Annotated in this window: 6 protein-coding genes; all 6 read left to right on the top strand. The window is 70.0% G+C overall.

Annotated features, from left to right (window positions below; all coding sequences use genetic code 11):
- Positions 1-499 (top strand): alpha-ketoglutarate-dependent dioxygenase AlkB (locus tag AB0M20_RS25225; RefSeq protein WP_364302147.1); only part of this gene is annotated, 499 nt, incomplete at its 5' end.
- Between the two features lie 131 nt (positions 500-630).
- Entirely contained in the window at positions 631-1434 is an 804-nt protein-coding gene (locus AB0M20_RS25220; protein WP_364302145.1) for an ABC transporter ATP-binding protein, read from the top strand.
- The gene (locus AB0M20_RS25215) at positions 1434-2150 is read left to right on the top strand and encodes an ABC transporter ATP-binding protein (protein WP_364302143.1); all 717 of its coding nucleotides are present in this window, start codon (positions 1434-1436) and stop codon (positions 2148-2150) included. Before AB0M20_RS25220 ends, AB0M20_RS25215 begins: the two co-directional genes overlap by 1 nt.
- 25 nt (positions 2151-2175) lie before the next feature.
- Positions 2176-3054 (top strand): branched-chain amino acid ABC transporter permease, encoded by an 879-nt coding sequence (locus tag AB0M20_RS25210; protein ID WP_364302141.1) that lies wholly within the window; start codon positions 2176-2178, stop codon positions 3052-3054.
- A complete protein-coding gene (locus AB0M20_RS25205) occupies positions 3051-4139 on the top strand; it encodes a branched-chain amino acid ABC transporter permease (protein WP_364302139.1) in 1089 nt (362 codons plus the stop codon). Before AB0M20_RS25210 ends, AB0M20_RS25205 begins: the two co-directional genes overlap by 4 nt.
- A gap of 1 nt (position 4140) precedes the next feature.
- Positions 4141-5447 (top strand): ABC transporter substrate-binding protein (locus tag AB0M20_RS25200; RefSeq protein WP_364302137.1); only part of this gene is annotated, 1307 nt, incomplete at its 3' end.

Below are 5447 nucleotides of genomic sequence, written 5' to 3'. Positions count from 1 at the left end.
CTCCGACACCGTTTTCGAGACGCTGCTGCACGAGGTCGACTGGCGGGCCGAGCGCCGCCAGATGTATGACAACGTGGTCGATACTCCCCGGCTGCTGCGCTGGTACGGCGGCCAGGAGACCCTTCCGCACCCCGCGCTGATCGCCGCGAGGGCCGAGCTCAACCGCCACTACGCCGACGAGCTGGGCGAGGAGTTCGTGACCGCCGGGATGTGCCTCTACCGCGACGGCCGCGACAGCGTGGCCTGGCACGGCGACACCCAGGGCCGCTCGGCCACCACCGACACGATGGTCGCGATCGTGTCCTTCGGCTCCCCGCGCAACCTGATGCTCCGGCCCCGCGCGGGCGGGCACGAGACGCTGCGGTTGCCGCAAGGGCACGGCGATCTGATCGTGATGGGTGGCTCCTGCCAGCGCACCTGGGAGCACGCGATCCCCAAGACCGCGAGGCCGGTCGGTCCGCGCGTGAGCGTCCAGTTCCGCCCGATTGGCGTGGCCTGACGTTTCGGCGTTGCAACAATCTCGTGACCTGCAGATGTTTCCGGCCCATTGACAACCATCGGCAGAAAATTACACTCCCTGTGTAATTAGTTCGGCCACCCCGTGTCGTCCTCTATGGACGCTACGCATGCATGCCCTCTTCAGGCGAGGTGCCGATGGCGCAGGAAAGTTCAGATGGCGACGACAAGGGCCTGGCCCTGCACCACATCGGCGTGCGCTTCGGCGGCCTCGTGGCCCTCGACAACGTGTCGTTGCAGGTGCCGCCCGGCCGTACGGTCGGCGTGATCGGCCCCAACGGGGCCGGCAAGACCACCCTCTTCAACGTGGTGTGCGGGTTCGTCCCGCCGACCACCGGCACCCTCACCCTCGACGGCCGCCCGCTGCGCCCCAAGCCGCACGGGCTGACCCGGCTGGGCATCGCGCGCACCCTGCAGGGCGTGGGGCAGTTCGCCGGCATGACGGTGCTGGACAACGTGCTCACCGGCACCGACCACGTGGCCCGGGCGGGCTTCGCCTCGGCGCTGTTCGGCCTGCCGCGCTCCGATCGAGATGAGCGCCGGCTGCGCGACGACGCGATGGCCGCCCTCGAGCGGTGCGGCGTCGCCCAGTACGCGCAGGTGCTTCCCGGCGGCCTGCCCTACGCGGTCCGCAAGCGGGTCGCCCTGGCCCGCGCGCTGGTCGCCGAGCCGCGCCTGCTGCTGCTCGACGAGCCGGCCGGCGGCCTGGGCACCGAGGAGATCCGCGAGCTGGCCGAGCTGATCGAGGAGCTGGACTGCTCGGTGCTGCTGGTCGAGCACCACATGGATCTGGTGATGTCGATCTGCGACGAGATCCTGGTGCTCGACTTCGGCAAGCCGGTCGCCTTCGGCACCCCCGCCGAGATCCGCACCAACGCGGCGGTCACCGAGGCCTACCTGGGCGAGGTGGCCGCCTGATGACGAAGCTGCTGGAGGTCGAAGGGCTGACCGCGGGCTACGGCGCCGCGCCGGTGCTGCACGACATCGAGCTGACCGTCGAGCAGGGTCAGATCGTCGCGGTGATGGGCGCCAACGGCGCCGGCAAGACGACGCTGTTGCGTACGCTCTCCGGCCTGGTCAAGCCCACCGCCGGCAAGATCGTCTACGACGGCGCCGACCTGCGCGCGATCAAGGTGGAACACATGGTGCGCCGCGGCATCGCGCACGTGCCCGAGGGCCGCGGCGTGGTCACCGAGCTGACCGTGGACGAGAACCTGCGGCTGGGCGGCCTGTGGCGCTCCGACAAGGCGGACGCCCGTAAGGCCCTCGACGAGGTGTACGAGCTCTTCGAGCCGCTGGCCCGCCGCAAGCGGCACGCCGGGCACCAGCTCTCCGGCGGCGAGCGGCAGATGCTCGCCCTCGGCCGGGCGCTGGTCGGCCGGCCGCGTCTGATGCTGCTCGACGAGCCGTCGCTGGGCCTCGCGCCCAAGGTCATCGCACAGATCATGGCGCTGCTGCGCGACCTGCGTGACCGCACCGGGCTGACCGTCCTGCTGGTCGAGCAGAACGTGCGCAGCGCGCTGTCCATCGCCGACGCCGGCGTCGTGATGTCGCTGGGCCGGGTGGTCACCCGCAACAGCGCCGAGACGCTGCGTACCGACGACGACCTTCGTCACGCCTACCTGGGCTTCTAGACACACGATTCGGAAAGGAGGCCGGATGGACCGCTTCATCTTCCTCACCTTCGACGGGCTGAGCCGGGGCGCCGTGTACGCGGCGTTCGCACTGGCCCTGGTGCTGATCTGGCGCGCCGCCCGGATCGTCAACTTCGCCCAGGGCGCGATGGCGGTGGCGACCGCCTACGTCGGCTACTCGGTGGCCAACGCGACCGGGTCGTACTGGCTCGGGTTCGCGGTGGCGCTGGTCGGCGGGCTGGTGCTGGGCGCCGCGGTGGAGCGGGTGGTGATGCGGTTCGTCGACCACTCGTCCCCGCTCAACGGCGTGGTGGTCGCTCTCGGGCTGGTCCTGGTGATCCAGGCGGTGCTCGGCATGACCTACGGCAACGAATACCGCCCGGCGCAGACACCGTTCAGCCGGGACGCGTTCGACGTGGGCGGCATCGCCCTGCTCTCCAGCTTCGACCTCTTCGTGTTCGTCTCGGTGATCGCCGTGGTCGGCCTGCTCGTGCTGCTGTTCACCCGGACCGCGGTGGGGCTGCGGATGCGCGCTTCGGCGTTCGCGCCGGACGTGTCCCGGCTGCTCGGCGTGAACGTCAGCGGGATGCTGACGCTGGGCTGGGCGCTGGCCGCGGCGGTCGGCTCGCTGGCCGCCATGCTCGTCATCCCGACCGAGCTGGGGCTGCACCCGACCGCGATGGACGTCGTCTTCATCTCGGCCTTCACCGCGGCCGTCGTGGGCGGGCTGGACAGCGCGGTCGGCTCGGTGATCGGCGGCATGATCGTCGGTCTGCTGCTGTCCTACGTGAGCGGCTACCTCGGCGCGACGGTCGCCCCGATCGCCATCCTCGCGCTCCTGCTGATCGTGCTGCTCGGCAAGCCCGGCGGCCTGTTCGGCTCGGTGAAGGCGAGGGCGGCATGACCGAGGTCCAGGAACGAGCCGGCACCGCGACCGCGGCCGGAACCCGCACGAAGGCCCGCCGGACGCTGCTGCGAAACCTCGCGATCGCCCTGGTCGCGGCGGTCGTCATCCTGGCGCTGAGCTACGTCCTGCCGCCGTTCCGCAACTACCAGCTGGCCACCGTCGGCGCCTACGTGTGCGTGACCGCGGGGCTGACCGTCCTCACCGGACTCAACGGGCAGCTCTCGCTCGGGCACGGTGCACTGATGGCGGTCGGGGCGTACACGCTGGCGCTGGTGCAGAACGCGCTGGCCGGCCGGGGGCAGTGGACGCTCGTGGTGGCGATCGTGGCCGGGGTGGCGCTGACCACGGTGGTCGGCGCGGTGGTCGGGCTGGCGGCGGCGCGATTGCGCGGGCCGTACCTGGCCGGGCTCACGCTCGCCGTGGCCGTGGTAGTGCCCGCGATCACCAGCACGTTCGACAAGACCTTCAACAGCGACCAGGGCATCTCGGTGTCGGTCGACCCGCCGCCGCTGGCCCTGGGTTACAGCTTCCCGTACGAGCGGTGGCAGGCGTGGATCGCGTGGACCGGCGCGCTGCTCACCATGCTGCTGCTGGCCAACCTGATCACCAGCCGGTTCGGCCGCAACCTCAGGGCGGTGCGCGACGACGAGGCGGCGGCCCGGCTGGCCGGCGTCAACGTCGCGCGTACCCAGGTGCTGGCCTTTGTGGTCAGTGCCGCGTGCGCCGGCCTCGGCGGCGCGCTGTTCGCCGTGCTCGCGCAGAGCGTCAGCCCGGGCGCGTTCCCGATCACGCTGTCGCTGTTCCTGGTGATGGCCATCGTCATCGGCGGGCTGGGCCGGCTGTCCGGCGCAGTGTGGGGCGCGGTGCTTCTCGTGCTGCTCCCGGCGTCCACCCACTCGCTCACCGAGTCGATCTCCGTCTCGCCCGCGCTGGCGCAGCGGCTGGAGGGCAACCTCCCGCTGGCCATCTTCGGCGTGGTGCTGATCGTCGTCATGCTCGCGTTCCCCGGCGGCATCGCATCTCTCGGCCGCTCCCTGCGAAACAAGTTCCGCTCCGACAAGACAAACAGCAGAAAGGCCTGACATGACGCGTATCCCTAGGCGCGGGCTGGCCGTCCTCGCCGCGTTCACACTCCTCACGGCATCGGCCTGTTCCGGTGACGACGGCGGTGGCACCAACGGCGGCGGTGGCGACACCCCGGGTGTGACCGACACCGAGGTCGTGGTCGGCACCCACATGCCGCTGACCGGGCCCGCCTCGGCCGGCTATTCGAAGATCGCGCCGGCCAGCAAGGCGTACTTCGACTACGTGAACGCGAACGGCGGCGTCAACGGCCGGAAGATCACGTACAAGGTCAAGGACGACACCTACAACCCGGCGACCACCCAGCAGGTGGTCCGCGAGCTGGTGCTGCAGGACAAGGTCTTCGCCATCCTGAACGGTCTCGGCACGCCCACCCACACCGGCGTGCTCGACTTCCTGAAGACCAACCGGGTGCCCGACCTCTTCGTCGCCTCCGGCAGCCGCAGCTGGGACCAGCCGGAGAAATACCCGAGCACCTTCGGGTTCAACCCGGACTACACGGTCGAGGGCAAGATCCTCGGCACCCACGTCAAGACCACCTACGCCGGGAAGAAGATCTGCTTCCTCGGCCAGGACGACGACTTCGGCCGGGACAGCCTGCTCGGCTTCGAGAAGGGGCTCGGCGCGCCGGTCACCGCCAAGCAGAACTACGTGACCAGCAACCAGAACCTAGCCCCGCAGATCGGCGCCCTCAAGGCGGCCGCCTGCGAGGTCGTCATGCTGGCCACCGTGCCGGGCTTCACCGCGCTGTCCCTGGGCACCGCCGCCAAACTGGCGTTCAAGCCGCAGTTCGTCGTGTCGAACGTGGGCGCCGACCCGAACACGCTGACCAAGAACCTGGGCAAGTCCGCCCCGCTCCTGATCGAGGGGCTGACCGCGTCCGGTTACCTCCCGCTGAGCAGCGACGACAGCAACCCCTGGATCCAGCTCTACAAGAAGGTCAACGACCAGTACGGCGGCGGCGCCGAGTTCGACAACAACATCGTGTACGGCATGTCGGTCGCCTACCTGTTCGTGCAGTCGCTGCAGTCGGCCGGCAAGGATCTGACCCGCGAGAGCATCATCAAAGCGGTCGAGAAGAACGGCTTCACCGGCGGCCCCGGCCTGGTCCCCCTGCGGTACTCGGCCGACGACCACTCGGGCTACGGTGGCGTTCAGCTCACCAAGGTCACCAAGGGCAAGGCGGCGTTCTTCGGCCCCATCTACGAGACCGACGAGGCCGACGGTCCGGTGAAGGAGTACACGACCGCCCCGGCCGCACCTCCGGCCAATGGAATCCCGGCGGCGTCCTGTTCTAGTGCTTGCGG

Origin of the sequence: Actinoplanes sp. NPDC051633 (assembly GCF_040681735.1) — a bacterium.
GTDB lineage: Bacteria > Actinomycetota > Actinomycetes > Mycobacteriales > Micromonosporaceae > Actinoplanes.
Note: the sequence above shows the minus strand (reverse complement) of the source record. Positions and strands in the feature narration are given on the sequence as shown.